The sequence below is a fragment of the Pseudomonas sp. L5B5 genome (genome assembly GCF_020520285.1).
GTDB lineage: Bacteria > Pseudomonadota > Gammaproteobacteria > Pseudomonadales > Pseudomonadaceae > Aquipseudomonas.
In genome coordinates this window covers 3401998-3425879 of the sequence record NZ_CP084742.1, presented here as the reverse complement: position 1 = coordinate 3425879, position 23882 = coordinate 3401998, and the positions used below count along the sequence as shown (strand labels likewise).

General features: G+C 65.3%; 22 protein-coding genes. 8 read left to right on the top strand and 14 right to left on the bottom strand.

The genetic code is table 11. The features are described from left to right. Positions 1 to 36: 36 nt before the first annotated feature. Complete coding sequence (locus LGQ10_RS15710; protein WP_226522497.1) at positions 37 to 2034, top strand: pilus assembly protein TadG-related protein; 1998 nt, start codon at positions 37 to 39, stop codon at positions 2032 to 2034. Here the strand turns inward: LGQ10_RS15710 and LGQ10_RS15705 are convergent. Continuing rightward, positions 2019 to 4787, bottom strand: coding sequence for a PAS domain-containing sensor histidine kinase (locus LGQ10_RS15705; RefSeq protein WP_226522496.1), 2769 nt, complete (start codon positions 4785 to 4787; stop codon positions 2019 to 2021). The genes LGQ10_RS15710 and LGQ10_RS15705 overlap by 16 nt on opposite strands. Beyond that, entirely contained in the window at positions 4784 to 5221 is a 438-nt protein-coding gene (locus tag LGQ10_RS15700; protein ID WP_058438630.1) for a TadE/TadG family type IV pilus assembly protein, read from the bottom strand. The genes LGQ10_RS15705 and LGQ10_RS15700 overlap by 4 nt, the downstream gene beginning before the upstream one ends. Positions 5222 to 5295: 74 nt before the next feature. Between LGQ10_RS15700 and LGQ10_RS15695 the strand changes: the two genes are divergently transcribed. Beyond that, positions 5296 to 5763, top strand: a complete 468-nt coding sequence (locus LGQ10_RS15695; RefSeq protein WP_058438628.1) for a prepilin peptidase — start codon at positions 5296 to 5298, stop codon at positions 5761 to 5763. A 123-nt stretch (positions 5764 to 5886) separates the two neighbouring features. After that, on the top strand, positions 5887 to 6672 hold the full coding sequence (locus LGQ10_RS15690) for a response regulator transcription factor (protein ID WP_058438626.1): 786 nt from the start codon (positions 5887 to 5889) through the stop codon (positions 6670 to 6672). Between the two features lie 42 nt (positions 6673 to 6714). Here LGQ10_RS15690 and LGQ10_RS15685 read toward each other — a convergent pair whose 3' ends face one another. The 8 genes from LGQ10_RS15685 to cpaB are packed head-to-tail and all read right to left on the bottom strand — an operon-like array spanning position 6715 to position 14194. Further along, positions 6715 to 6987: a DUF3613 domain-containing protein gene (locus LGQ10_RS15685; protein WP_226522495.1), complete on the bottom strand. Its 273-nt coding sequence runs from the start codon at positions 6985 to 6987 to the stop codon at positions 6715 to 6717. Then, complete coding sequence (locus LGQ10_RS15680) at positions 6987 to 7721, bottom strand: tetratricopeptide repeat protein (protein ID WP_058437338.1); 735 nt, start codon at positions 7719 to 7721, stop codon at positions 6987 to 6989. Before LGQ10_RS15680 ends, LGQ10_RS15685 begins: the two co-directional genes overlap by 1 nt. Before the next feature lie 10 nt (positions 7722 to 7731). Then, a complete protein-coding gene (locus LGQ10_RS15675; RefSeq protein WP_058437339.1) occupies positions 7732 to 8616 on the bottom strand; it encodes a type II secretion system F family protein in 885 nt (294 codons plus the stop codon). A gap of 1 nt (position 8617) precedes the next feature. Next, complete coding sequence (locus LGQ10_RS15670; protein WP_058437340.1) at positions 8618 to 9499, bottom strand: type II secretion system F family protein; 882 nt, start codon at positions 9497 to 9499, stop codon at positions 8618 to 8620. A 16-nt stretch (positions 9500 to 9515) separates the two neighbouring features. Then, a complete protein-coding gene (locus tag LGQ10_RS15665) occupies positions 9516 to 10790 on the bottom strand; it encodes a CpaF family protein (RefSeq protein ID WP_226522494.1) in 1275 nt (424 codons plus the stop codon). Beyond that, positions 10787 to 11986 carry an AAA family ATPase gene (locus LGQ10_RS15660; protein ID WP_226522493.1) on the bottom strand — a complete coding sequence of 400 codons (1200 nt, stop codon included), beginning with the start codon at positions 11984 to 11986 and terminating at the stop codon, positions 10787 to 10789. The genes LGQ10_RS15665 and LGQ10_RS15660 overlap by 4 nt, the downstream gene beginning before the upstream one ends. After that, a complete protein-coding gene (locus LGQ10_RS15655) occupies positions 11983 to 13236 on the bottom strand; it encodes a type II and III secretion system protein family protein (protein WP_226522492.1) in 1254 nt (417 codons plus the stop codon). The genes LGQ10_RS15660 and LGQ10_RS15655 overlap by 4 nt, the downstream gene beginning before the upstream one ends. A 19-nt stretch (positions 13237 to 13255) precedes the next feature. After that, positions 13256 to 14194 carry a Flp pilus assembly protein CpaB gene (gene cpaB, locus LGQ10_RS15650; RefSeq protein WP_226522491.1) on the bottom strand — a complete coding sequence of 313 codons (939 nt, stop codon included), beginning with the start codon at positions 14192 to 14194 and terminating at the stop codon, positions 13256 to 13258. A 328-nt stretch (positions 14195 to 14522) separates the two neighbouring features. On the opposite strand from cpaB, the gene LGQ10_RS15645 reads away from it, so the two are divergent. The 3 genes from LGQ10_RS15645 to LGQ10_RS15635 are packed head-to-tail and all read left to right on the top strand — an operon-like array spanning position 14523 to position 15462. Continuing rightward, positions 14523 to 14729, top strand: coding sequence for a Flp family type IVb pilin (locus LGQ10_RS15645; protein WP_058433255.1), 207 nt, complete (start codon positions 14523 to 14525; stop codon positions 14727 to 14729). Between the two features lie 55 nt (positions 14730 to 14784). Continuing rightward, entirely contained in the window at positions 14785 to 14991 is a 207-nt protein-coding gene (locus LGQ10_RS15640) for a Flp family type IVb pilin (protein ID WP_058433254.1), read from the top strand. A gap of 57 nt (positions 14992 to 15048) precedes the next feature. Further along, positions 15049 to 15462, top strand: coding sequence for a response regulator (locus LGQ10_RS15635; protein WP_226522490.1), 414 nt, complete (start codon positions 15049 to 15051; stop codon positions 15460 to 15462). Between the two features lie 291 nt (positions 15463 to 15753). On the opposite strand, the gene LGQ10_RS15630 is transcribed toward LGQ10_RS15635, so the two are convergent. Together LGQ10_RS15630 and LGQ10_RS15625 are read right to left on the bottom strand one after the other, a co-directional pair. Further along, the gene (locus tag LGQ10_RS15630) at positions 15754 to 17430 is read right to left on the bottom strand and encodes a ShlB/FhaC/HecB family hemolysin secretion/activation protein (RefSeq protein ID WP_226522489.1); all 1677 of its coding nucleotides are present in this window, start codon (positions 17428 to 17430) and stop codon (positions 15754 to 15756) included. Positions 17431 to 17622: 192 nt separating this feature from the next. Then, positions 17623 to 19332, bottom strand: a complete 1710-nt coding sequence (locus tag LGQ10_RS15625; RefSeq protein ID WP_226522488.1) for a collagen-like triple helix repeat-containing protein — start codon at positions 19330 to 19332, stop codon at positions 17623 to 17625. A 411-nt stretch (positions 19333 to 19743) separates the two neighbouring features. On the opposite strand from LGQ10_RS15625, the gene LGQ10_RS15620 reads away from it, so the two are divergent. Next, positions 19744 to 20193 carry a DMT family transporter gene (locus tag LGQ10_RS15620; protein WP_226526061.1) on the top strand — a complete coding sequence of 150 codons (450 nt, stop codon included), beginning with the start codon at positions 19744 to 19746 and terminating at the stop codon, positions 20191 to 20193. 6 nt (positions 20194 to 20199) lie between these two features. On the opposite strand, the gene LGQ10_RS15615 is transcribed toward LGQ10_RS15620, so the two are convergent. Then, complete coding sequence (locus LGQ10_RS15615; protein ID WP_226526060.1) at positions 20200 to 21063, bottom strand: MaoC/PaaZ C-terminal domain-containing protein; 864 nt, start codon at positions 21061 to 21063, stop codon at positions 20200 to 20202. A gap of 2 nt (positions 21064 to 21065) precedes the next feature. After that, on the bottom strand, positions 21066 to 22418 hold the full coding sequence (locus LGQ10_RS15610; RefSeq protein WP_058438510.1) for a 3-oxoacyl-ACP reductase: 1353 nt from the start codon (positions 22416 to 22418) through the stop codon (positions 21066 to 21068). A 165-nt stretch (positions 22419 to 22583) separates the two neighbouring features. On the opposite strand from LGQ10_RS15610, the gene LGQ10_RS15605 reads away from it, so the two are divergent. Beyond that, complete coding sequence (locus LGQ10_RS15605) at positions 22584 to 23861, top strand: acetyl-CoA C-acetyltransferase (RefSeq protein ID WP_226526059.1); 1278 nt, start codon at positions 22584 to 22586, stop codon at positions 23859 to 23861. Positions 23862 to 23882: the final 21 nt, after the last annotated feature.

The following is a 23882-nucleotide window of genomic DNA, read 5'->3' as shown; positions in this document are numbered from 1 at the left end:
TAGCCCACGGCTGCGTGTCGGTAAAGGAGTGCCTCGATGTCTGCCCTCAAGCGGTTTTCCGGTCCTGCCCGCCAGCGTGGCGCCATCGGCCTGATGGCGGCGATCACCTTTGGCCTGGCGTTGCTGTTCATGCTGGTGGTGGTGGACAGCGGCCGCCTGTACCTGGAACAGCGCAAATTGCAGCGGGTCGCCGACAACGCGGCCCTGGAGGCGGTCAGTCGCGGTGGCACCTGCCAGGCCGGCCTGACTGCCGCCGCCTACGCCACCCAGAATGCCGTTCGCAACGGCTTCGTCGTCGCCACCGGCAGCACCCTGGCCACCGCCTGCGGTTCCCTGGCAACGGGAGCCAACAGCCTGCGCAGTTTCACCGTCGATCCCACGCAGTCGGTCGCGGTCCGCGTCACCGTGACCAATACCGTTCCCATCAGTTTGGCGGGGGGAATCATCGCGCTGTTCTCCCCGGGCCCGGTCAACCTCACCACCCAGCTTGGCGCCACGGCGGTGGCGGCGGCACCGACGCCGCCCGTCGCGCAACTGAGCATTCGCAGCACCCTGGGTACGATCAATACCGCGCAATCGAGCATTCTCAACCCGCTGGTGGGTGGCTTGCTGGGGGGCAGCCTGAACCTGACGGCGGTGGGCTGGAACGGCTTGCTCAATACCAACGTCAATCTGCTGAGCTACCTCGACCAGCTGGCGATCAACCTCAATGTGGCGGCGGGCAACTACACCCAGTTGCTCAGCACCACCACCACCCTGACCAAGCTGATCCAGGCGGCGATCACGGTGGTCCAGGCCAACGGGGCGACGGCCGAGATCCTCACGGCGCTGGGCAACTTGCAGATCGCCGCGCTCAATGCCGCACCACTGAAGCTGGGGGATATCCTCAAGCTGCAGACCGGCCTGCCCAGCACGGCGCTCAATGCCAGCGTGCAGCTGTTCCAGCTGCTGCAGGCCATGATCCAGCTGTCTAACAGCAACAGTGCGGTGGCCGCCGTCGTGCCGGTCAACGTCCTGGGCCTGGCCAATATAACTGTGCAAACCAAGGTCATCGAGCCACCGCAGTTGTCGGCCATCGGCAACCCGGCGCTGGCCAGGGCCAACCCCACCGGCCCCAACCGGATCTATGTACGCACGGCGCAAGTGCGGACCCTGATACGGATCAACTTGTCGCTGCCGCTGGTCTCGGGCTTGAGCTCGGCGGTGGGGAATCTGGTGGCTCCGTTGACGCCGGTACTCAACAGCCTGCTGACCCTGAACCTGGTGCAGACCCTTGGCTCGGCCTTGTGCCTGCTGGGTGCTGGGTGCGAGCAGTTGTATCCCGACCTGGCACCTTCCTCTGAGATCGACCTGAGCCTGGATGCCGGGGGAGCCAGCGCCTATGTCACCGATTACAGTTGCCCGGTGAATGGCAACAGTGCAACCAAGAGCCTGACCGTGCACACCACCAGTTCCCTGGCCGACCTGAAAGTCGGGAAGATCGACCCCACCAATGCCTTTTCCTCCTCCGCCGAGCCTACGGTGACACCGCTACCTCTGGTGGATCTGGGCATCCGCACGTGCTACCAGTTCCTGGTGCTGCCAGGGCGTTGCGATCCGGTGGTGCACTATGCCGGTGGCGGGATCGCGATCATGGTCGACTCCAAAGTGGGGCGGACCGACCAGGACTTGGTGTACTCCAGTTCTGCATCACCCTATCCGGTGCCGCCCAACGTCAACCAGACACCGAGCTACCAGACGGCGGCCCCTACCAGCAATGTGGTCGGCAGCCTGGCCGGAACCCTGGCGGGCATCAATCTGGTGGTCTACAAGCCGGTCAATGGCAATCCGCTGGGCACTATCGTCACTGGGTTGGCGTCGGCCATCAGTGGGGTCACCAACCTGCTGACGCCGGTGATCACCGGACTCTTGAGTCCGCTACTGGACCCGTTGCTGAACAACCTGCTGTCGGGCCTGGGGATCAACCTGATGAGTGTCGATGTGGGCGCCAACATGACCTGCGGCCAGACCGGCAAGGCCTACCTGGTGATCTGAGCCGCATCGACGATCGGCAGCTCGATGCAGAAGCGCGCGCCTTCCTGGCCATTGGTCACGCCCAGGCGCCCGCCCATGTTCTCGATGATCCCGTAGCTCACCGACAACCCCAGCCCGGTGCCCACGCCCACCGGCTTGGTGGTGAAGAACGGTTCGAAGATCCGGTCCAGCAAGCGTGGGTCGATCCCGCCGCCGTTGTCCTCGACCCACAGGCGCACCCATTGTTCGTCGCGCTGGCCGTGCACCCGGATCCACGGCTTGAAGTCGGCCTGGGCCTCGCGCCTGGCCAGCAGCGCATCACGGGCGTTGACCAGGAGATTGATCAGGACCTGCTCGAGCTGGTCGACGAACCCCACGACCTGGACCTCGAACCCCAGTTCGCTGATCCGCAGGTCCAGGCCCTTGCCGCGCATGCCTTCGGCCAGCAGCGACAGCGTGCCCTCGATGGCCTGGGCCGGATTGAAGGGCTGCTGCTCCACCTCCGAGCGCCGGCCGAATACCCGCATGTGGTCCACTACCCGCGCCGCTCGCTGGACCTGGGCATCGATGCGGTTGAGCTTGTCGGTCAGGTAGTCGATCTGCACGTCACCGTTGCCCAGGCGCTTGAGCACATTGACGATGGCCATGCGCATCACGTTCAGCGGCTGGTTGATCTCGTGGGCAAGGCCAGTGGCCATTTCGCCGAGGGTGGCCATCTTCGCGCTTTGCGTGAGCTGCTGCTGGGAGCGCCGGACTTCGGTGTTGTCGCGCCCCACGGCCTGGATCTCCAGCAGTTGGCCCTGGTCGTCGAATACCCCGCGATCGGACCAGACCCACCAGGCATGCTCGCGGCCTGGCAGTTGCAGGTTGATCTCCGCGGTGCTCACCGGATATTCCGGGCTCAGCAGCCTGATCCGGTGCTCGAAGCCCTCGCGTTGTTCGGCCGACAGCCACTGTCCCAGGTTGCTCCCGGGCAGGTCCTGGGCGGCGCATTCCAGGTAGGCCGCCAGGGGACGGTTGCCGAAGGTCAGGGTCAGGTCGGGGCGGTAGCGACAGATCATCGCCGGTGAGTCTTCCACCAGGATCCGATAGCGCTCCTCGCTCTGGCGCACCCGTTCGGCGGCCAGCGTCGCCTCGGTGACGTCCAGCCACAGGCCGACGACTTCCACCGGCAGGCCGAGGTCGTCGCGCAGCAGCCGGGCTTCGTCCAGTACCCAATGGTAGGTGCCATCGCGGCCCTGCAGGCGGTAGCGGGTGTGCACGCTGCCCTCGCGCAGCAACTGGCGGCAACGCTGGAAGTACAGGTCACGGTCTTCGGGATGCACCCATTGCACCAGCCTGTCGTCGGTGCAGTCCTCCAGGCTCCAGCCCAGCAGGGGCTCCAGGCTGGCGCTGAAGAAGCTCGGTTGCAGTGCGCCTTCGACGTAGCGCTGGACATAGATGACCGCCGGCGAGCTGGCGATCAGGTTGTCGAGCCGGGCATGGGCCGCGGCGGCCTGTTGCTGCTGGTTCTTGATGTCGCTGATGTCCAGCATGAATCCCACCAGCCGCTGATGCTCCCCCCGACCCAGCGATTGGCCCTGCACCCGGTACCAGAGCGCCGGGGCAGCGGGATCGCGCTGATGCAGGCGCACGCAGAGCAGCAGCGGCTTGCCCAGCTTCAAGGCTTGCAGGCGGCTGGCCAGCTCGGAGCGATCGGCAGGATGGATCAGCTCCAGCCAGGCTTCGACGCTCAGGCGGTGATGCTCGTCGTCCAGGTTCAGGCTGGTAGCGAGCTGGCCGGCCAGTTGCATCTCGGCCGTGCCCGGGAGCAACTCCCACCAGCCGGCGCCCAGCAGGCCCTGCAAGGCATCCAGGCGCTCCATCTGCAAGTGATGGCGTTGCTCGCGCAAGCGCCCGAGCAACGGGCCGGCGAGGGCGGCGGTGAGCATCAGCCAGTCGCGATCCAGCAGGTCCGACGCATGGCGCTGTACTGCGTAGCCCCCGCACAGCAGCCAGGCGGCGACGCCGTGGTCGTCGCGGTAGGGCACCAGGAATCCTTCCCGGTGGGCGAAGATCGCCTGCAGGCGCGGGTGCTCGTTGAGCCCATGGATCTGGTTCAGGCGCAGTGGAGTGTTGCCGCTCAGGCTGTCCAGGCCGGTGCCCAGGGCCTGGCCGTCCTGCCACAGCTGGGGGGCGTCGTAAGCGTGATAGCAACTGTGGATCATCCAGCTCTGTTCCCGCTCGTCCAGCAACGCCAGGCCGAGGCAGGGGATGTGCCAGGCGTGCGCCAGGTCGGCGAGCAGGTCGTGCAGCACTTCCGGCAGGCGTACCAGGCCGCACTGGCGCAGCTGTTCATTGCTCTGGGCCGCGAAGACCTGGCAGCGCTCGCGGCATAGGGATTGCTGGCGCTGCTGCACCAGGTCACTGATGTCCAGCAGTTGCAAGTGCCAGGTCGAGCCGTGTTGCTGGAGCCCGCCGCGCAGGTACAGGGTCTGGCCGGCCAGCCCGCGCAGTTGCAAGTCCAGCACCTGGCCACCCCAGTCGGCCGGGCGGCCTTCGAGCGCCTGGGTGGTACCCGGCAGCACATAGTCGACCAGCCTGGGCAGCTCGGCGCCGGACGGCAACTGGGCCAGGGCATGGCGCAGTGGTCCGGCCATGCTCAACACCCGGCCTGCCACATCAAGGACCAGCAGCAGGCCGGTGGCCTGGGCAGGCGCCTCTGTGGATGCAGACTCGCCGGCCGGCAGCGGTCGACCGAGAAAACGCCCGAAGAGCTTGTCGCCAGGAGTCAAAATTGCAGACTCGATTGGACGGTGAGGGTGGCGGGCAGGTTGGGCACTGGGCCGATCACCGGCAGGACCACCCGGGGCATCACCTGGTTCAGCTTGTCGGTGGAGTAGTTCACGGTCACCGTCAGCACGCCATTGGCGTAAACCGAGTTGTAATCGGTGGCGGCGAAGTTGAAGGGCGGAGGGATCCACGCGGTCTGGGCCTGCACCACACTGTTGGCGAGGTTCTGCACCGTGGTGGCGTAGTTCGGTGTGCTGGGGTCGACCATCACCGCCCGGCGCAGCGCCTCGGCGGTGGCCTGGTGGAAGGACTGCATCATCAACAGCGGCACGCTATAGCTGACAAGGCCATAGAACACCGCCAGGAAGATCACGAACACCGCCGCGAACTCTATCGCTGCAGCGCCTTTCTGTTTTCTAGGGAGGCCCGGTTTCATGAGTGCGTCTACCCTGACAACCGCTATGTTCATTGAGCATAGGATCAAACCGCTGAAAAGGACTGTTCTGGCCAATGCATTTCTTGGTTTTCTGGCTCTGGTTGGCAATCTGTGCGGCGCAGGATCTGCGCCAGCGAAAGATCGCCAATATCCTGACCCTGGGCGCAGGGCTGCTCGCCGGTCTGTACCTGCTGTGGACCGGTCACACTTGGCTGGGCGCTGCCCCCGCCGAGGGTGGCTGGGCCCTGTTGCTGGCCCTGCTGCTGACCCTGCCCGGGTATGCAATGGGCAAGATGGGGGCTGGGGATGTAAAGCTGATGGCGGCCCTGGGGCTGGCGTCCGATCTCCAGTACCTGCTGGGCTCCTTCATCGGCGCAGGGCTGTGCAGCCTGCTGTGGCTGTTGCTGTCAAGGCTTGGCAGCCAGGTTAAACAGGCACTTGGTCCTCCCGGAAAAGCCGCTGGCAACATCCCGTCAAAAAAATACCCCTTCGCCCCCTTTGTCCTGGCTGGAATGGTCTTAACTGTGATGGTGGCCCATTAGTCGCCGGGCCGTTTAATGCTATGTACATAGTCGGAAAGTAGGTCTAGGTTTTAGCTTAGCGGCCCGGATCATGCTAGGCACACAGGAGTGGCCGGTCAGTGCCGGGCCCGCACGGAGTAGCACGTGAACAAGCTCACCTCACCGATGAAAGTGCTCGTGGTCGACGATCAACCCCTGATCGTCGAAGAGCTCTGCGAATTCCTCGAAAACAGCGGCTATCGCTGCGTACCTTGCCAGTCCGGCCGCGAGGCGATGGACAGCTTCGGCAAGGACCCGGAGATCGCCCTGGTGCTCTTCGACCTGCACATGCCCGACCTGGATGGCATCGAACTGGTGCAGGAACTGCAACGCATCGCCGGCAAGCACCGAGTGTTCGAAGCCATCATGCTGACCGGCCAGTCCGACAAGCAGGATGTGATCAAGGCCCTGCGCATCGGGGTTGCCGACTACTACCAGAAGCCCATCGACCTGGATGAACTGCTCGAAGGCCTGCAACGCCAGGAACTGGCCCTGCAGGAGCGGCAGAAGAACCTGCACCTGGGGCAGTTGAACCAGAAGCTGCAGTTCCTTTCGGAATCCATCGACGACCTCTACCAGGACCTGGACAAGGTCCGGCGCACCCCAGCCTCCAGTCAGGCCAACCCGGGCGAATCCGCCTCCGACGCGGACGCCATCGAGATTCCGGCGATCTTCAACCAGCTCTCGCCCCGGCAACTGGATGTGGCCCGTCTGGTCGGCAAGGGCCAGACCAACTACCAGATCGCCTGCGAACTGGGGATCACCGAAAACACCGTCAAGCTCTATGTGTCCCAGGTGTTGCGCCTGACCCACATGCACAACCGCACGCAACTGGCCCTGGCCCTGTCGCCGAGCAGTTCGGGATTGCGCCAGCGCATGACGGAGCACTGAGCTGCAGGCGGTGGAGCATCCACCGCCGTTCCTGCCACGGGCCTACTTGTTGGTTTCTATCTTGCCGCCCACATCCGGATCATAGAAATCCGGGATCTCGTACTTGTATTTCTTCAGCCAGCGTTGCAGCGCCAGCTCTCGTTCACTGGCGGTGGCGGTCTGCGGTTGTGGCGAGGCCGCCAGGTTGCGGCTTTGCAGCAGCAGCCAGCCCTCGGTTTCCTGCTGCTGGGGCGAGGCCGGGCCGGGGTCGATGGCCTGGGCCGCCAGGGGCAGGGCCAGCAGGACAGCACAGCACAGCATGGGCAGTTTCATCATCAGTGCTCCTTGACGGGCGAGGCATCGGCTTGCAAGCCAGCCGAACCGCTGGCCACCTGGGTCACCTTGGCGCGGGGTGGCGCGAGGGCCTTGAGCTCTTCGGCGCGGGCCTGGGCCTGGGCGAACTGTTGCGGGCTCAGGCTCGCCTGGCTGAGCACTTGCGAGGCCTGTTTCCAGTTGTCCTGGTAGAGCAGCAGGGTCACCAGGTTGATGGCCGCCAGCGGGTCGGACTGCTTGAGCTCGATGGCGGTGAGGAATTCGAAGCGGGCATCCTCCAGCCGCAGCTGGTTGAGGTAGACCACCCCCAGGTCATTGCGGATCTTCTCGTTGGTCGGTGCCAGGCGCGCGGCCCGTTGCAGGTGGGCCTGGGCCTGGCCATTGTCGCCCTCGGAGGCGGCCAGCTGGCCCAGGCCGTGCTCGCCTTCGGCGGCCAGGCATGAGCCCAGCAGGCTGCGATACAGCGGTCCGGCTTCGCCGCGGCCCAGCAGGCGATAGACCCGAGCCTTGCGCACCCGGACCTCGGCCAGGTTGTCTGGCAGGTTTTGCAGGTTGGCCAGGCTGGCGTGCAGCTTGCCTTCGCTGGCCATGTCGTCGGCCAGGCTCACCGCCAGTTCCTGCTCGGAGCTGAGCTTGGTGCAGCTGGTGTCATGGGTCAGTGCCGCCCAGGGTGTCTGGCCGTTGCTGGCGCATCCGCCGAGCAGCGCCAGGCAGGCAGTGGCGATCAGTACTTTCATCAAGTTCCCCCTAGGAGGCGAAGGCCCGGGCGATGGCGGTGAAGCCCGGCCCGGCCAGGACGATCAACAAGGCGGGGAAGAGAAAAACCATCATCACCACCGACATTTTGGCTGACATTTTCGAAATGTATTCCTGCAGGCGGGTCAGGCGCCGGTCATCGAGCAGTTGCTTGAGCGCCTGCAGCGATTTCATCGCCCCACCGCCCTGCAGGATCAGTTGCTGGAGGATCACGCAGGTGTCGGTGAACTCGTCCACCGCCAACAGGATTGCGGTCTGGTTGAGCTCCTGGCCCAGTTCCAGCCCCGAGTCGACCCGCGCGAGGATTAGGCGCAGCTCGTGGGTCAGTTCCGGCAGCAGTTTTTGCGCTTCGTTGCCCAGGACTCGCAGCGCCTGTTCCACGGCCATGCCCGATTCGAACAGGATGCGCAGCAGGGGAATGAAGGTGGAGATCTCCAGGGCGATGTGTTTCTGCCGGCGCTGGGCGAAGTAGGCCAGGGCGCGCTTGGGCAGCAGGTATCCGGCACCGGCCGAGAGCATCGGCAGCAGCCACTTGTTTTCGGCCTGGGGGTAAGCCACTTCCTGGATGAACAACGTCAGGCAGACCACCACCAGCGGCGTGGCCAGTTGCAGGGCGGCGAACAGCGAGCGCTGGTTGGCACGACGCCAGCCCAGGCGGTTGAGCAGTGTCTGGGTTTCGCTGTCCATGCTCACCGCACGCTGGCCAAAGCGGGTTTCACCCAGTTGGCGCAGCCAGCTGCGCAGGCGGCTGTCGCGGGTCATGTGGCCTTGCAGTCGCTGGGCGATCTGGCGCTCGCGCCGACGCTGTTCGAGCACGACGTTGCCCAGCAGCAGCATGGCTCCGAGGAGCAAGAGCACGGCGGCCAGCAGCAACACCTCAGATACTCCTCAGCATGCGCCAGAGCGCGAGGCAGCCGAAGATCTGCAGGCAGATGGCAGCGATCAGCATCTTCTGGCCGGTGGGGTCATGCCACATGCCCAGCATGTAGCCGGGATTGGTCAGCATGAAATACGCCACCAGCAGCAATGGCAGGACCCCCAGGACCCAGGCGGTCATGCGGGTTTCCCCGGTCATGGCGCTCAATTGCCGGGCACCTTGCTCGCGCTCGCGAATCAGCTTGATCAGGTTCTCCAGCAGCTCGCTGGCGTTGCCGCCGTAACGGTGGTTGACCTTCAAGCCGAGGGCGAACATGCGCAGTTCGTCCTGATCGTAGAGCTCGGCGAAGTCGCTGACCGCCTCTGGCAGGTTGACCCCCAGCTGCACGTTGCGCGGGATTCGTCCCATGGCCTCCTTGAGCGGGTCGTTGCTGGATTCGATCGCCCCCAGGACTGCATCCGCCAGGGTGCGCCCGGATTTCAGGCTGCGCACGCTGTGATCCAGCAGGGGCGGCAATTGCTCGATCATGCGCTTGAGCCGGCGCTGGTAGCGCCAGCTGACGTACAGGCGCAGCAATACGGGCGGCCCGAAGGCGCCAGCGAGCAGGCCGATCCAGTCGGCCAGCAGATAGCCCAGCAGCATGCACAGGGCCCAGGCCGCCAGCCACAGCCCCAGGCGCTCGCCGGGTTGGCCAAGGCCGGCACGGGTGAAGGCGCGTTCCAGACCGTTCCATGAGTGGCGCTGCGGCGTCTGGTCGGGCTGTCCTTCGGCCAGGCGGCTGAGGACTCGCTCACGCTCGGTCTTGCGCACGCCGTGATAGAACATCCAGCCGGACAGCCCCAGCAGGAGCAGGCAGATCAGGGTCAGCAGCAGAGCGATCATGGCCCACTCCGGCAGTTCAATTGAGGCCCAGCCCGACTTCCCGGCGCAGCTTGTCGCCGGCCGGATTGAGCGCTTCGCGCAGGAAACCGAAGCCGGTGCGGCGATCGAGGCGGAACAGGGTATTGGTGACGTAGATGTCGTCGCGAATGCCCACCACTTCCACCACTTCGCTGACGCAACGGCGGCCGTCGGGCAGGCGGCTGAGCTGGATCACCACATCCAGGGCCGCGCAGATCATCTGCCGCAGGGTGCGCTCGGCCACATGGCGGCCGGTCAGGCCCACCAGGGTCTCCAGGCGCAGCAGGGCGTCCTGGGCGTTGTTGGCATGCACCGTACTCATCGATCCATCGTGGCCGGTGTTCATCGCTGTCAGGACGTCCAGCACCTCCACGCCGCGGATCTCGCCGAGGATGATCCGGTCGGGGCGCATCCGCAGGGCGTTGCGGATCAGGTCGCTGGCCTTGACCTCGCCATGGCCCTCGGCGTTCGGCGGACGGGTTTCCAGGCGCACCACGTGCGGATGGCCCAGTTGCAGCTCGGCCACGTCCTCGATGGTCACCAGGCGTTCGTGGGGGTTGATCAGCTGGCTGAGGATGTTCAGCAAGGTGGTCTTGCCGGTGCCGGTGCCGCCGCTGATGAGAATGTTGCAGCGCTTGCCCACCGCGTCCTGGAGGAAGTCGAAGATCGCCAGGTCGATGGTCTGCATGACGATCAGGTCGCTGCTCTTGAGCATGTCCTTGCGAAACTTGCGGATCGACAGGCAAGGCCCATCCAGGGCGATGGGCGGGATGATCGCGTTGACCCGGCTGCCGTCCGGCAGGCGCGCATCGACCATCGGCGAGGACTCGTCGAGCCGTCGCCCCAGTGGCGCGAGAATACGCTGCATGACCCGCTCCACGTGGTGGGCATCGATGAAGCGCAGATCGCTCTGGTGCAGCACGCCGTCGCGCTCGACAAAGACCCGATGCGGACCGTTGACCAGGATCTCGGTCACCGCCGGGTCGCGCAGCAGCACTTCCAGGGGGCCGAAGCCGGTCAGTTCATCGACGATTTCTTCCGCCAGGCGCTCCATCTCGTAGCGGGAAATGGCCAGGTGCATGCGCGCGATGTATTCGGCCACCTTGTCGGTGACGAACTGCGACAGGTTCTGTCGCGAGCTTTCCAGCAGGTTCTTTCCCGACTCCTCGATGGCATCGATGATGTAGCGATGCAGGACCAGCTTCAGGCCTTCGTGGTCACTGTTGCCGGTGCTGGCGCGATTTGACGCACCAAAGAGTTTTTCGCCGCTCATCGGCCCCCCATGATCCGGTTAAGCCAGCCAGCCTTGGGCTGGGGCAGGCCTTCGGAGCGCTTGGCCAGGCGTTCGCCCAGGGTTCGCAAGCCTTGGGTCAGGGGTTCGCGCGGGGCCAGTTCGAACAGGGTGACGCCCTGGTTCTTGGCGTTCAGGCGCAGCTCGGGGCTGTAGTTCAGTACGGCGATCACCTCCAGGCCGAAGGTCTTGCCTAGGGTGTCGGAGTCCGGGGCGACGGCGCGCAGGTAGCGGTCCACCAGCAGGCGCGCGTGTTCGAGCTTCATGCCCTTTTCCCGCCAATGGTTGAGCACTTCGAGGTTGCGTCGGCAATCCAGCACGTTCTGGTCGGTGCACCACAGCAACTTGTCGCAGTGGCTGACGAAGGTGCGCAGGGCCTCGCTGTCCGGTTGCCCGACCAGGTTCACCACGATGTGCTGGAAGTGCTGGCGCAGGGCGCTGAGCAGCATGTACAGCTCTGCCGCGCTGGTGTGTTCCAGGGGCTCGTCGTGGCTGGCGTAGGCGAGAATGCGCAGGCCGGCCTCGGCGCTGGTGAAGGCGCTGTCGATCAGGGTGGCGTCCAGGCGCCGCAAGTGGCGCAGGGCATCGCCGAAGTGGAACGAACTCTCCAGGCCGAGCAGGGCCAGGCTGTCGCCCCGGGGCAGGCCCAGGTCCAGCAGCAGGGTCTGCTGGCCGCTCTTTTGCACCACTAGCGCCAGGTGCCCGGCCAGCAGTGCGCCGTCGCCGTCGCCCTGGGCACCATAGAGCACGGTCAGGCCGCCCAGCTGGGTACTGGGCGTCACTGCCGGCAGGCGCTTGCTCAGGCGCCGGACCAGCCCGGCGACTTCGCTGGAGCGTGAGCCGTAGGCGACGAAATCCCGGGCTCCGGCGCGCATGGCATTGAGCACCAACTGGTTGTCCATGCCGTCGCCCAGGGCGACGATCGCCAGCATCGGCTTGGCCTCCAGGGCACCTTCGATCAGCGCTGCCTGGGCCACCACGTGTTCGCGGTCCAGGCCGACGAACACCAGGTTGGCGAAGGTCACGTCCACCAGCGCCAGCAACTCGTCCAGGCTGCCGTCGGCTCCCACCACCTGGCCCAGGGGGGCCAGGGCGCCTTGCAGCCACTCCAGGTCGGTGCTGTTGCGGGTAATGGCCAGGAAGGTCTGGCTCAGGTTCTGGTTCGGGTTCTGGTTCATTGCGACAACCCACTGCGCTTGTCGAAGTTGCCGTTCTCGAGGAAGAACATGCGATAGAAGTTCGGGTCGTATTGGCGCAGGCGTTCGCCAGGCAGGGCCGGCAGCTTGGCATCGACCGCCAGGGGCTGGACCAGGTGCGGGGTGACCACCATCAGCAGTTCGCGTTCTTCACGGCTGATGGAGTTGTCGCGAAAGAAGGCTCCGAGCACCGGCACGTCCCCCAGCCCCGGGAACTTGTTCACCTGGGAGCTGTTGCGGCTGCTGATCAGGCCACTGATGACGAAGCTCTCGCCATCGGCCAGGGAAATGCTGGTGTCGGTGCGCCGGATGGTCAGGGCCGGCACCCTGGTGCCGGCGATTTCCACGGCGTTGCTGTAGTCCAGTTCGCTGACCTCGGGTGCCACCTTCAGCGAGATGCGCCCGCTGTCGACGATGGTCGGTGTCAGGGTCAGGCGGATGCCGAACTCCTTGTACTCGATGGTCACGCTGTTACTGCCGGTGCTGGGCACCGGGATGGGGATTTCACCACCGGCCAGGAAGCTCGCGCTCTGGCCGCTGAGGGCCACCAGCGATGGGCGGGCCAGGGTGTAGGCGAAGCCGCTGCCTTCCAGCGCATTGATCAGGGTCAGCACCCGGCCGTTGCCGAAGCCGATGTTGAACGAGCCGTTGTTCAGGGGGATGTTGCTGCGCCGGCCACCAAAGGTCGGGGTGCTGCTGTCGGAAGTGCCGCCGGTGGCCGGGGCGGTTCCCGGCGAGCCGATCAGGAAGTTGTGGCCACGGCCGAAGAGCGAGACGCTGGCCTCCTTGAGCTTGGTCCGGCTGACTTCGACAAAGCGGATGTCGGTCTGCACCTGGCTGGGCAGCAAGGGATCTTCGCCGGTCGCTACGCGGGTGGCGTGCATCTCGGCACTGGCCCGTCCCTGGACGAACACCATGCTCTGGCGCGGAGTGCTGGAGCAGGCGGTCCACACCATCAGGCTGGTGGCTCCCGGCCCCATGCCGGTGAGCAGGAAACCCTGGTTGCCGGTGGCCTGGACGTCGGCGATCTTCGGGTCGCCCACTGCCAGCCGGGTGATCGCCACCGGGGACTGCAGTTGCTGTTGCAGGCCCTCGCCGACTTCCAGCACGGCAGGCAGTGGGGCCAGGCCCGAGCAGCCCGTTGCGGGGGCGGCCAGGGCCGGGTGCCAGAGCAAGGGGCCCAGACACAGGGCCAGCAGTGCGGTACAGGTCGGTGTGGAACGACTGCGCATGTATTGCATCCTTGCTCAATCAGGGGGTTTGTTGGGTGACCTGGTTGCCACGGATCACCTCCACCGCCGGCCGCGGCGCTGCGCCCTGGGCGGCAGGACTGCGCGCAGCACTGCCCAGGGCCAGCTGGGTGAACTGGAACAGGCTGCTGTTGGCGGCATCCAGGTGATCGATCGCGTCCTCGTTGCCGGCCCAGTATTGGGCCAGGCGCTGTTCCTCGCTGCTGCGCACCGCCAGGCGCAGTACGCCGACCTGGGTGGCCAGCATCATCCGGCTCAGCAGTTGTTCGGGCACCGCCAGGACCACGGTCCGGGCGTTGATCCGGCGCTGGTCCTGCTTGAGACGCTCGTCGTTGCTCAGGGTGGGGGTCGCAGGCTGGCCGTCGTTGGTCAGCCCCAGTTGGTCGCCCACGGCGAGTATGCGCATCGCGGGCACGGCAATCTGCGCCGACTGCTGCGGGTTGGCAGCATCCTGGCGCAGGAACAGCAGCACATCCACATAGTCGCCGGGACTCAGCTGGCCGGCTGCGCCGATCACCTCGTCGACGGCCACCGCCAGCGCTCGTTCGTCGCTGTGGATCATCCGGGCCAGGGCCCCGCCCGTGGCGAAACTCTGCTCGTTGAGCCAGGTCCCGGCGTTCAACGGCCGCCACGGAGTGCGACCCACGGCCTGGCTGATGGCGCTGAGACTGCCGGCAGGAGCCGTGCGCAGTTTTTCCAGCGCCAGATCGCTGGCGACCAGGGGCACGAATGGTGGTACGTCGTGTACCAGGACCACCACCGGCTGGCGGGTCTGGTCTTCGGCGGTGGTAGCGGTCTGCTGGACGACACTGGCCGTTGTCGGGGGCGCTGATACGGGTGTGGGTTCGGGTTGGCGGCTGAGCACCAGCCCCCAGTAACCGAAAAACACCGCACCCACCAGTAGAAGTCCTGCCAGGCCCATGGTGACGCGACTGTTCATGAGGGCTCTCCCTTTCCTGCTGCACTACCAGCCCGTGATTCCAAACGAGTCAATTCGCAATCAGGCAGCTATGAACATGCAACTATTTCGCTATGTGAAGGTAGTTGAGCTAGGACGAAATGCCATTACCTGAGCCAAAAATAGCTAACAAAAGTAGAGGGTTCCCAACACCGTATGGTTTTTTGGCGCTCACCTTCCAACTAGCACTTAGTGATTAATCCGTTCTTACAGTTGCTGGCCCCTGTTTTGTTGACAATGCTCAAATGGCGCCGGGGAAATAAGTCCGGTGCGGTTCCATCGGCGCCGTCTGGCGCAAAGGAGAGCTAGGATGATCCTTCATTATTTGTTGCTCAGGGCGCGCCTGTTTTTTGACCGTACCGAAGGCGCATCGGCCATCGAGTACGCGATCGTGGTGGCGATGGTCGCCGTGATCGCGGTGGCGTTCGTGACCCCGATGGGTAACCGGGTGCTTGCTATTTTCAACAACGTGCTGATCGCTCTGGGAGGCGCTGCTGTCGCTCGTCCCGTTCCGTGAACCGACGAGCAACTGCATGGCTGATTAGTCTCGCGACCCCTGACGGAGGTGCCTGATGCTGTTTGAATATCTGTTGCTTCGCGCTCGACTGTTGCTGGCCCGGACCGAGGGTGCCTCGGCCATCGAGTACGCGATCGTGGTGGCCATGGTCGCCGTGGTCGCGGTGGTGTTCGTCACCCCGATGGGTGACCGGGTCCTGGCAATCTTCAACAACATTCTTGTTGCCATGGGAGGTGCCGCGGTTGCCCGTCCCGCACCTTGAGGCCTGCTACTGCACCCGCAGTGAAGGCCACCTGACAGACCGATCAAGGTAAGGTTCATGAACACTCCCTCCACCCCACGCCAGCAACTGCTTCTCGTGGATGATGAAGAAGATGCGCTGATGGAGCTCGCCGAGTTGCTGGAAGGCGAGGGCTTCAGTTGCTTTACCGCCACCTCGGTGAAGCTGGCCCTGGATCATCTCACCCGCCATCCGGACATTGCGCTGGTCATCACTGACCTGCGCATGCCGGAGGAGAGTGGCCTGTCGCTGATCAAGCGCCTGCGCGAGCACACCGCACGCCAGCACCTGCCGGTCATTGTCATGTCGGGGCATGCCGACATGGACGACGTCAGCGACCTGCTGCGCCTGCAGGTCCTGGACCTGTTCCGCAAGCCGATCTACCACGTGCGACTGCTGGAAACCCTCAACAACCTGTTTCCCCAGCCTCGCCTGCAAGTCGTCGGCCCCTGATCGCTGCGCTTGCCCAGCGTCCCGGATTGCCGGGTCGTCGGCGTGCCCGCGACCTGGACAGCAGGCAAAAAAAGCCCGCGGTCGCGGGTAATGCCGGTCAGTTGAGCGGGGTGATCCCCTGTAGGAACAGCCGGTCGACGCTCGATTGCTCGCGATGATCGTGAGTGGCCGCGCATACTGACTGGATAGACGCAGCGCTCTCAACTCCATCGCGGGCAAGCCTCGCTCCTACAATCTTATTAACGGACTGGCGTTGCGCGCTAGCGGGCCACAAGTCACGCAACTGTTCGGTCAGAGTTGATAGCTGAAGCTCAGGCTGTAGCGCGGTCGGCGGTTGTAGGTGTCCAGGGCTTCGTCGGACATGGGTTTGGCGGCTTCCAGGGCGATGTTGTAGTGCTTGCTGTCGCCAAAGCGCAGGCCGACGGCCGCCGAAGACAGGCTGCTGCCCTTGACTGGCAGTTCGTTGAACCAGGTCTTCGAGCGATCGAGCACCACGTAGGGCTGGAGCACTTTGACCCAGGGACCTTCGCGGTTGAAGCTGTAGTTCAGCTCATAGGCCACGCCCCAGCCCTTGTCGCCCGTGGTCTGGTCATCGGGGTAGCCACGGGCGAAGTTCTGGCCGCCAAAGCTTGCCCGTTCGCTGTCCGGAAGGTTGTCGCGGCTCCAGTACAGGGCCCCGGACAGCACACCCTGCCAGTTGTCGAGGAAGCGGTTGCTCTGCACGCCGGCCAGGCGCACGCGGAAGAAGTCCAGGTCGTAGAGAGTGTTGTTGGTCTTGGCACCCATGCTGTCCAGGCCCCGATACAGGCCGGCGCTGAGGATGCGCAACTGACGCTGGTCGGACTTGCTCCAGTCGCCTTCCAGCGCCAGGGCGCGGATATCGGTCTTTTCCTCCACGCTCAACGGCAGGCCCTTCACTTGGTAGTGGGTCTTGTCGTTCACCGCATACAGACGCGTGCCGGCCGTGAGCATCTCATTGGGCGAGGCAATGAAGGGGTGGCTGACACCAATGGAAAATCGGTCGTTCTCGCGGTGGGGCTCCAGTTCCAGGCCGTTGCTCAGGCGCACGTTGCTATGGGGATCGGCACGGTAGCGCGCGCCGTACAGGCTCAGTTGGGTGCCTTCGGAACCGAGCAACTGGTTGTAGTCCAGGCGGTAGTAGTGCTCCTTGTCCCGTCCGGGCGGGAACAGCCCGCTGAGGGTCAGTTGCTCGCCCCAGGCGGTCTGCGAATTGCTGGTGATGCCCACCAGCGCCTGCATGCCATTGCGGTTGTCCTGGGTGCTGTTGAGGGTGGTGGTGATGGGTTTGCGGCTGGCCACGGCTACCAGCCCAGTCGCGCCGTCGGTGGTGCCTGGCGGCGGTACCACGGCTTGCAGCGTCACTCCGGGTACCCGGCTCATCAGCGTGGTGTAGCGCTCGAAGGTCTTGCGGGTCAGGGGACGCTCGGCCTTGAGCTTGGCCACCAGCTTGTCCAGGTAGGCCGACACCGGGCCGATCTCGCCCTGCAACTGGTAGTCGCGGATATAACCTTCCACCAGCACCACCCGCAGGGTGCCCTGGTCGAAGGGTTGCTGGGGTATGAATGCATAGGACAGCAGGTAGCCGTCGTCCTGGTAGCGTTGGGTGATGCTGCGCGTGGCTTCGATCAGTTGGCTGAAGCTGACCTGGCGACCGATCAGCGGCTGGTAGATGGCCGCCAGTTCTTCCAGGGGATAGACCGTGCCACCTTCGATCTGCAACTGGCGCACGGTGACCTGGGTGCCCATCGTCAGCGGTTGCTGGCCCTTGGGCGTGGCGGGTTCTTCGGGGAGTTGCAGTTTCGGGGTCACCGGGCGGTAGGCGTCCACCGGCAGGTTGGGGGTCGGCAGGTTGTTGATGCTGTCGTTGTTGTTGAGGAAGCGGGGCAGGGAGTCGGCGTAGGCGCTGGTGCAGCACCCGAGTAACAACAAGCTGGCCAACGTGCGCATAGGACACTCCATGGTCGAATTGCGGTGATGCCAAGACTGCTCATGCCTGGCAGCCGTCGGGAGCGGGCCCTGGATCCGGCGCAGGAATGTCGTGCTCTGGATGAACAAAAAGGCGAGAGACCCATTTGAATCTCTCGCCTTCAACCAAGCGTAGGCGCTGTAGGTAGGGCCGTCTAATCGGCCAGGTGCAAATTATCGAGTGCCGCCCAGGGCGCCGGTCAGGCCTCCCACCACGCCACCCAGGCCGCCGCCAGTGGTTCCGGTCGAAGCGCTGCCGCTGGCGGAGGCTCCGACATTCAGGCCGCCCAGCAGGCCGCCGCTGGGAGCGGTGCCGCCGTTGACCAGGCCACCCACCGAGGCCACGGTGCCGCCCACCGCGTTCAGTGTGCCACCCAGTGCGCTGCCGACCTGGCCGGTGCCGGTGGCGCCGGCGATGCTGGTGCCGACGTTGCTCACCGCGCCGCCCACCTGGTTCAGCAGGCCGCTCACGGGGGCCCCGGTGCCGGTGGCTGCGCCAACTTGCTGAGTCAGGCCGGTGACCGCCGAGGTGACCGGATTGAGCGCCGAGCCGACGCTGGCGCCGACACTGGCCAGAGGTGCGGTGACCACCAGGTTGGGTGTACCGCTGCCACCCAGCGCTCCGCCAACCGAGGCCACCAGGCCGCCGGCGGAGGCGCCGGTGACGCCGCCGGCACTGACGGTGCCATTGGTGTTGCCAGCGTTCAGGCCGTTACTCAGGTTGGCCACTGCACCGCCCACGGTTTCCAGCAGGCCGTTGTTGAGCCCCGCGCCGCCGGTACCGCCCGTGCCGCCGCTACCGGTACCGTTGCCGGAGACCGACAGGTAGCCGCCAGCGGTGCCCACGGTGGTGCCGGTGTTGTTCAGGGCATTACCCAGCAGGCTGGTCACCGGGCTGCCACTGCCGGTACCACTGACCTTGTCGCCGACACCATCCACTGCCTGGGCCACGCCATTGAGCAGGCCCTTGACTGGAGTACCCAGGCCCGTGGCACTGCCGACCTTGCCGGTCAGGCCTTCGGCCATGCTGACCACCGGCACCAGGACCTTGTTGCCCACGTTGTCGGTCAGGGTTCCCAGCGGCCCGCTGCTGGTAGCGGTGCTCAGGGTGTTGCCGAGCATGGTTACCCGGGTTCCGACACCGCCCAGTACCGGGGCGACGCGGGTGACCACGCCGCCGACTACCGGCACGCTCTGGGTGGTGGTAGCCAGTTTGCCGCTGAGGTCGGTGACCCCATCGCCCACATCGCTGACCACATTGCCAACGGTGGCGGTGGTCTTGCTCAGGGCCTTGGGATCGGTGCCCAGCTTGCCAAGGCCACCGGTCAGGCCATCGCCCACGGTGTCCACTACATTGCCGGTGGTATTGACGGCGCTCTGCACGATGCCGCCGACCACGGGAGTGCCACTCAAGGAGTCGCCCAGGCCACTGACGCCGTTGCCAACGCCGCTGACGGTGGTGCCCAGGTCGGAGACCAGGCTGCTGGTGGTCAGGGGAGTGCCAGTGCCGCCAGTGCCTCCGGTTCCACCTGTACCGCCTGTTCCACCGGTGCCACCACCCGTACCACCGGTGCCGCCACCTGTTCCGCCGGTGCCACCGCCCGTACCGCCAGTGCCGCCACCTGTTCCACCGGTGCCACCGCCCGTACCGCCAGTGCCGCCACCCGTACCGCCGGTGCCACCACCTGTTCCACCAGTGCCACCGCCCGTACCGCCACCGGTTCCGCCAGTGCCACCATCGGTGCCGCCGCTGTCGGTGGCAGGGGCTGAAGAACTGCTATCGCCACTCTTGTGGCCGCCGCCACCTCCGCTGCAGCCGGCCAGGCTGAGGGTCAGGATCATGGTCAGGGCCGTCAGTGTTTTCCATCCGTTATGAGTGTTCATGAGAGTTGTTCCTTGCACCTGTTACAACGTTTGTTGTTTCCGATGGCTCTCCAGTTCTATCGCTGGAAATGTCGTCGTCCGTTGTCCACATGAAAGGCGCGAAGGTAACTTTGAACAATTATGATCTTGGTATTAATGACTTATTCTCAGACGGCCTGATGCCTATAAATGAATAGTCTTAAAGTATTGATCGATAGTCTGGGTTTTTAAGAAAGTCTATCTAAAACAGCGACTAATAGAGTTGTCGAAAGCTGTCCCGGGTGGCTTCGACGAAAGTTATATACATACAATTAACAGGGTCGGCAGGAATGGGCCGAGGGCCGGTGCCCCCGACTCTTGACCGCAAGTTTCGTAGTTGTCCGGCTGGGCACTGGCCTATACTGCGCGCCCGAAATTTTCCAGGAGCTTGTGATGGTGAATCCAGTCTGGTGGCTGCTGTGCCTGCCATTTTTTGCCGGTGCCCTGATTGCCCTGCAAGCCGGGATCAATGGCCAGTTGGCCAAGCAGGTCGGCAGTGTGCTGGTGGCGGCGATGATTTCCTTTTTTGTCGGAACCATGGCCTTGCTGGTGCTGGTGGTGGCACAACGAGAGATACCCACGCTGAGTGCCTTCAAGGGGCTGACCTGGTGGCATTGGTGCGGCGGCCTGATGGGGGCTTTTTTCATCACCGTCGCGGCGTTCGCCGGGCCGCGCATTGGTGCCTTGCTGTTCATGACGCTGGTGCTGGCCGGTCAGTTGGGCATGGCCCTGATGCTGGACCACTTCGGCTGGGCGGGTTTTCGGGAGGCCCCGATCAGCCTGGGCAAGATGGCCGGACTGCTGCTGATCGTCCTCGGGGTGCTGTTGATTCGCCGCGGCTGACGCTGCTCAGGCGACTGGTTCCCAGCTGCCTTGCACATGCAGCAACTCACCCTTGCCCAACAGCTGCAATTCACCGCTGGCGCCGGCGGCGCTGGCCAGCAGTCTTAGCTCGCCGGGTAGCAGCACCGGTTTGCTGAAGCGCACCGTGACCTGCATGTTTGCCGTGGGCAGGTGCTGCTCCAGGGCTGCCAGGGCCCGGGCCTTGGTCCACAACCCATGGGCGATGGCCTGGGGAAAACCGAACAGCCGCGCACTCCAGGCGCTCAGGTGGATGGGGTTGTAGTCGCCCGACACCCTGGCATAACGCCGGCCAATGTCGCTCTCCGCCCGCCATTGGGCTACCTGTCCCAGACTATCGCCCGGCTCTTGGCTGGCAGGCATGGCAGGCTGCGCGGCTTCTGGCAGCTTGACACCCCGGCAGAGCATCTCGCTGCGGGCTTCCCAGAGCGGCCCGAGCAGATCGTCGATGCTGGTCACCAGGTCGAAAGTCGCGCCCTTGGCGTGGGGTTGCAGGTTGTCCACCCGGACCCCGACCCGCACGCTGCTCAGATTGCCCAGGGGCCGCAGCACACGAATGTGGTTGCTCAGGTGGACCAGCCCCAGCAAGGGAAAGGGGAAGTCGCTGGCGGTCAGCAACTGCATCTGCAGGGGAAACGCCAGCACGTGGGGATAGGTGGCAGGCAGCAGGCCATTGTCGGTAAAACCGCAGACCGTGCGGTAGGCCGCCAGCTGTCCGGGGTCGATGCTGATCCAGCAGCGCAGCCCCGGTTCGGGCAGTTGCGTGCCGTTGACCTTGCGTCGCAGTGCGGCCTTGAGGAACAGCGTCGGCAGGGGCGAGGGGATGTTCAGTTCATGCCATTGCGCTGTCATCTTCACGCTCCCAGGACACTTTGACCGCAGACCCGCAAGACCTGCCCACTGACCGCGCCGCTGCCCGGCTGGGCGAGCCAGGCCACCGCCTCGGCGACGTCCTGGGGCAGGCCGCCCTGGCCCAGGGAGCTCATGCGGCGTCCGGCTTCGCGCAGGGCGAAGGGGATGCTGGCTGTCATGCGGGTCTCGATGAAGCCCGGAGCCACGGCGTTGATGCTGATATCCCGCGCCTTCAACTGCGCAGCCCAGGCCTTGGCCAGGCCGATCAGCCCGGCCTTGCTGGCGGCGTAGTTGGTTTGCCCCCGGTTGCCGGCGATGCCGCTGATGGAGGCCAGCAGGATCACCCGACCGTGTTCATGCAGGCGCTGGCCATCGAGCAATGCCTGGGTCAGCACCTGCGGGGCCTGGAGGTTGACCGCCAGTACCGCGTCCCAGAATTCCGGCGTCATGTTGGCCAGGGTCTTGTCCCGGGTGATGCCGGCGTTGTGCACCAGGATGTCGATGCCCTGGGGCAGTTGCTCGAGCAACTGGGGCGCTGCGTCTGCGGCGCAGATATCCAGGCTGATGGCTTGTCCGCCGAGGCGCGCGGCCAGGGCTTCCAGGTCGGCCCTGGCCTGGGGGACGTCGAGCAGCAGGACCTGGGCACCGTCCCGGGCCAGGGTCTCGGCGATGGCCGCGCCGATCCCGCGCGCGGCACCGGTGACCAGGGCCTTGCGCCCGGCCAGTGGCCGGCTCCAGTCCGGAACCTGGGAGGCACAGGGTTGCAGGTGGAGCACCTGTCCGGAAACGAAGGCGCTCCTGGGTGACAGGAAAAAGCGCAGTGCGCCCTCCAGCTGGTCTTCGGCTCCAGTCGCGACATACAGCAGTTGCAGCGTGGCGCCTTGGCGCAGCTCCTTGGCCAGCGAACGGCTGAAGCCTTCCAGGGCTTGCTGGGCGCTGGCGGCGAAGGGAGAGTCGAGCTCTTGCGGCGGGCGACCCAGTATCACCAGGTGAGCGCTGGGTGCCAGGTTCTTCAGCAACGGCTGGAAGAATTCGCGCAATTGCTTGAGCTGCTCGGTGCACAGCAGCTCGCTGGCGTCGAACACCACGGCCTTGAGTCGGGGGCCGTGGCCGGGAATCCAGGGGCTGGCCAGGGTCGGGTCGCTGCCATAGCTGTAGATCGCATCGGTCAAGCGCGGTGCCAGGTCCGCCACTTGCCGGGCCAGTGGGCCACCACCGATCAGCAAGGCGCCCTCGACGGGCCGCAGGCGACCAGCCTGCCAACGCTCCAGGCGCGCAGGCGAGGGCAGGCCGAGGCTTGAGACCAGGCGCTGGCCGATGGTCGATTGGGCGAAGTCGATATAACGGTCAGACATGGAACGCACTCCGCAGGCTGGGGTTCAAAGTGTGGACCACGAATGGCCCCGGGTCGTTCGATCAGTGGCTCTCCCCCAGCCGTTCCAGGCAAGCACGCGAAGAAACCCTACGCTGGAGGGGGCAGGTACTCACCGCAGCCGCATTCACAGAACAGGGAGCTTTCCATGACACAACTGCGTCGCGTCGCGATCATCGGCGGTAACCGCATCCCCTTTGCCCGCTCCAACGGCCCCTACGCCACGGCCAGCAACCAGGCCATGCTCACCGCCGCTCTGGAGGGCCTGATCGAACGCTACCACCTGCATGGGCTGCGGATGGGCGAGGTGGCGGCCGGAGCGGTGCTCAAGCATTCCCGGGATTTCAACCTGACCCGTGAGTGCGTGCTCGGCTCGCGGCTCTCGCCGACCACCCCGGCCTATGACATCCAGCAAGCCTGTGGCACGGGCCTGGAGGCCGTGCTGCTGGTGGCCAACAAGATCGCCCTGGGGCAGATCGACTGCGGTATCGCCGGGGGTGTCGATACCACGTCGGATGCGCCGATCGGGGTCAACGAGGGGCTGCGCAAGATCCTGTTGCAGGCCAACCGCGCCAGGAGCACTGGCGACAAGCTCAAGACCCTGCTGCAACTGCGGCCCCACCACCTCAAGCCGGAACTGCCGCGCAATGGCGAGCCGCGCACCGGCTTGTCCATGGGCGAACACTGCGAGCAGATGGCCAAGACCTGGAGCATCCCGCGTGCCGAACAGGACCAACTGGCCCTGGAAAGCCATCAGAAGATGGCCGCCGCCTACGCCGAGGGCTGGCAGGACGATCTACTCACGCCTTTTCTCGACCTGACCCGAGACAACAACCTGCGCCCGGACCTGACCCTGGAGAAACTCGCCAGCCTCAAGCCGGCCTTCGACCGCAGCGGCCAGGGCACTCTCACGGCGGGCAACTCGACGCCCTTGACCGATGGTGCCTCCCTGGTGCTGCTGGGCAGTGAAGAGTGGGCCCGGGCGCGCGACCTGCCGATCCTGGCCTACCTGCGCGATGGCGAGGCGGCGGCGGTGGATTTCGTCCATGGTGCCGAGGGCCTGCTGATGGCCCCGGCATACGCTGTGCCGCGACTGCTGGCGCGCAATGGCTTGAGCCTGCAGGATTTCGACTACTACGAGATCCACGAAGCCTTTGCCGCCCAGGTGCTGTGTACTCTCAAGGCCTGGCAGGACCCGGAGTACTGCAAGTCACGCCTGGGGCTGGAGGCGCCCCTGGGCAGCATCGATCGCGCCAGGCTCAACGTCAAAGGCAGTTCCCTGGCGGCGGGGCACCCGTTTGCCGCCACTGGCGGGCGCATCGTCGCCAACCTGGCGAAGCTGCTGAGCGTGGCGGGGCAGGGGCGCGGGCTGATTTCCATCTGTGCGGCGGGCGGGCAGGGTGTCACGGCGATCATCGAGCGCTGAGCGTGTGACGCTGGCGAGGGA